Below are 3,456 nucleotides of genomic sequence, written 5' to 3'. Positions count from 1 at the left end.
CGGCATCTATTACGGCGCTATGTATGGCGGCTCGACGACGTCGATCCTGCTCAACACCCCCGGCGAGAGCGCCACCATCGTCACCGCGCTCGAGGGCAACCGCATGGCCCGGTCCGGCCGCGGCGGCGCGGCGCTCGCCACCTCGGCGATCGGCTCCTTCGTCGCCGGCACCATCGGGACGCTGGGCGTCGCCTTCCTGGCGCCGATCGTGGTCAAGTTCGCATTGGCCTTCGGCCCGGCCGAGTATTTCTCGCTGATGGTGCTGGCCTTCATAACCGTCTCGGCGGTGCTCGGCTCGTCGTCGGTGCGGGGTCTCACCAGCCTGTTCGTCGGCTTCGTCATCGGCATGATCGGCGTCGACCTGCAGACCGGACAGCCGCGTTTCACCTTCGGCACGGGCGAGCTGCTCGACGGCGTCGATGTGATCATCGTCGCCGTCGGCCTGTTCGCCGTCGGCGAGACGCTCTACATGGCCTCGCGCCGCTATGCCGGCAAGGACGAGATCGTGCCGCTCAGGGGCTCGCTCTACATGACCGCCGCCGAATGGGCGCGCTCGTGGAAGGCGTGGCTGCGCGGTGCCCTGATCGGCTTCCCGATCGGTGCGATGCCGGCCGGCGGCGCCGAGATCCCGACCTTCCTGTCCTATGCGATCGAGAAGAAGCTGTCGAAGCACAAGGAGGAGTTCGGCACGGTCGGCGCCATCGAGGGCGTCGCCGGCCCGGAAGCCGCCAACAATGCGTCCGCCGCCGGCGTGCTGGTGCCGATGCTCACGCTTGGCCTGCCGACCTCGGCGACCGCCGCGATCATGCTGTCGGCCTTCCAGAGCTACGGCATCAATCCCGGACCGCTGCTTCTGACGACGCAGGCCAACCTCGTCTGGGGCCTGATCGCCAGCCTGTTCATCGCCAACGTCATCCTCGTCATCCTCAACCTGCCGCTGATCGGCCTGTGGGTGCGGCTGTTGAAGATCCCGGCGCCGCAGCTCTATGCCGGCATCCTGGTGTTCGCCACCGTCGGCACCTACGGCATCTCGCAGTCGCCGATTGATCTCGTCATCCTTTATCTCCTGGGAGCGGCCGGTTTCCTGATGCGGCGCTTCGATTTCCCGACCGCGCCCGTCATCATCGGCATGATCCTCGGGCCGCTCGCCGAAACGCAGTTCCGCCGCGCGATGACCATCGCCAATGGCGACTGGACGGTGTTCTACCGGCATCCGCTGTCGCTGACGCTGCTGACGCTGGCCTTCATCGGTCTCGTCGGGCCGCATATCTGGGCCTGGATCGAGCACCGGCGCCGGCGCGGACCGGAGCATGTGCCTGGCGATGCCTGATCGAACTGGAGCATCATGACAGACCTGCTTTCGGGCATCCGCGTCCTCGACCTGACCAATGTTCTGGCCGGCCCTTACTGCGCCTACCAGCTGGCGCTGCTCGGCGCCGACGTGATCAAGGTCGAGGCGCCGAATGGCGGGGATCTGGCGCGCCAGCTCGGCGCTTCGGCAAAACTCAACCAGGCTGGCATGGGCGCCTCGTTCCTGGCGCAGAACGCCGGCAAACGATCGGTCGTGCTCGATCTCAAGAAGGAGGCCGATCGCGACCGCTTCCTCGACCTGGTCGCCTCGTCCGATGCGCTGGTGGAGAACTTCCGGCCGGGCGTGATGGATCGGCTCGGTCTCGGCCATGCCAGCCTGAAGGCGGTCCGTCCCGGCCTCGTCTACTGCGCCATATCGGGGTTCGGCCAGAGCGGGCCGATGCGCGACAATCCGGCCTACGACCAAATCATCCAGGGGCTGTCGGGCATCATGAGCATCACCGGCACCCCGGAGACGGCGCCGCTACGTGTCGGCTATCCGGTCGCCGACACGCTGGGCGGGCTGGTCGGCGCCTTCGCCATCGCCGCCGCGCTGGTCAAGCAGAAGACGACCGGCGAGGGGGCGTTCCTCGACGTGTCGATGCTCGAATGCACACTCTCTGCACTTGGCTGGCCGGTGTCCAACTATCTGACTGCCGGCGTCGAGCCGCGGCCGATGGGCAATGAGAACATGACGGCAGCACCGTCCGGCGCGTTCCGCACCGGCGAGGGGCTGCTCAACATCGCCGCCAACAAGCAGGAGCAGTTCGTCACGCTCTGCCAATTGATCGGCCGGCCGGAGCTGGCGTCCGATCCGCGCTTTGCCGAACGCGAGACGCGCAAGCAGAACCGCGCGGCGCTGAAGGTGCTGATCGAGGACGCGTTGGCGGGTGCCTCGGCGGCCGCCTGGGAGGAAAAGCTCAACCGCGCCGGCGTGCCGGCCGGACGGGTGCTGACCATCCCGCAAGTGCTCGGCGAGCGCCAAGTGACAGAGCGCGGCATGACGACCCGCTTCGAAGGCATGCCCGGCATGGATCAAGCACTGACCGTGGTGCGCGGCGGCTTCATGGTCGACGGCGCAGCGCCATTGCCGGCCGGGCCGCCGCCGGCGCTGGGCGAACATATGGATGACGTCTTTGCGACGCTGCCGGCGCGCGGCAAGACAAGAGCGCAGGCATGAGCCAGGAGAAAAAGGCCGGCCGCGCGCGCGGCGAGGAATGGTGGCGGACCGGCATCATCGAGATGAGCCCTGGCGTGATCCGGCTCCGCGGCTACGAGATACAGGACCTCATTGGCCGCGTCAGCTTTCCGGCGATGATCTGGCTGATGCTGCGCGGCGAATTGCCCAGCGAGGACCAGGCGGCGCTGCTCGGCATCGCGCTGGGTGCTGCCGTCGACCACGGGCCGCAGGCGCCGTCGATCGCCATCGCCCGCATGGCGGCGACCTGCGGCGTCGGCATCAACAATGCGATGGCCTCGGCCATCAACGTGCTGGGCGACGTGCATGGCGGCGCCGGCGAGCAGGCGCTTTCCTTCTACGGCGACATCGCCGCGGTGATGGACCGGGGCACGACGCTGGCCGATGCGGTGGCGGCGCGGCTCGATCGCTTCTTCGCCGAAGACAGGGGCTATGTGCCGGGTCTCGGCCATCGCTTCCATCCGGTTGATCCGCGCGCGCCGCGGCTCATCGAACTGACCCGCGATTTCGCGGCGCGCCGCGTGGTCAGCGGCCGCTTCGCCGACATCGCAGAGGCCATCGAGGCCGAGGTGGCGCGGCGCAAGGGCAAGCGCATCCCGCTCAACATCGACGGCGCGACGGCGGTGATCTATGGCGAGCTCGGCTTCCCGCCGCCGCTGACGCGCGGCCTGTTCGTGCTGTCGCGCTCGGTCGGCATCCTGGCGCATGCCTGGGAGCAGTCGCAGGAAACCGAGCGCAACAAGGGGCCGCTGCCGCGGGAATGGCTGTGGGCCTATACGGGTATTCCGGTACGACCGTTTCCCGGGCGCGAGGATGAGAGCAGCTGATCTCAAATCGCGTCGGCAGGCTCGGTCTGGGGGACAGTCAAGTCCCTCAGCAACGTCGACAGATCCGGCTCGTCGATAAGC

3 protein-coding genes are annotated in these 3,456 nt (G+C 68.0%); all 3 read left to right on the top strand.

What is annotated here, in order from left to right; genetic code table 11:
* Positions 1-1,330 (top strand): tripartite tricarboxylate transporter permease (locus tag EOA33_RS28675; protein WP_127407175.1); only part of this gene is annotated, 1,330 nt, incomplete at its 5' end.
* A 15-nt stretch (positions 1,331-1,345) separates the two neighbouring features.
* The gene (locus EOA33_RS28670) at positions 1,346-2,530 is read left to right on the top strand and encodes a CoA transferase (RefSeq protein WP_127407174.1); all 1,185 of its coding nucleotides are present in this window, start codon (positions 1,346-1,348) and stop codon (positions 2,528-2,530) included.
* Positions 2,527-3,375 carry a citryl-CoA lyase gene (locus tag EOA33_RS28665; RefSeq protein WP_127407173.1) on the top strand — a complete coding sequence of 283 codons (849 nt, stop codon included), beginning with the start codon at positions 2,527-2,529 and terminating at the stop codon, positions 3,373-3,375. Before EOA33_RS28670 ends, EOA33_RS28665 begins: the two co-directional genes overlap by 4 nt.
* Positions 3,376-3,456: the final 81 nt, after the last annotated feature.

It is taken from the genome of Mesorhizobium sp. M4A.F.Ca.ET.050.02.1.1 (assembly GCF_003997725.1).
Lineage (GTDB): Bacteria > Pseudomonadota > Alphaproteobacteria > Rhizobiales > Rhizobiaceae > Mesorhizobium.
The sequence above is the reverse complement of the archived record's forward strand: the minus strand, read 5'-3'. Positions and strand labels throughout refer to the sequence as shown.

Excerpts from the sequence above, each read along its gene's own strand:
- EOA33_RS28670 (WP_127407174.1), top strand. The coding sequence starts at position 1,346 with ATGACAGACCTGCTTTCGGGCATCCGCGTCCTCGACCTGACCAATGTT.
- EOA33_RS28665 (WP_127407173.1), top strand. The coding sequence starts at position 2,527 with ATGAGCCAGGAGAAAAAGGCCGGCCGCGCGCGCGGCGAGGAATGGTGG.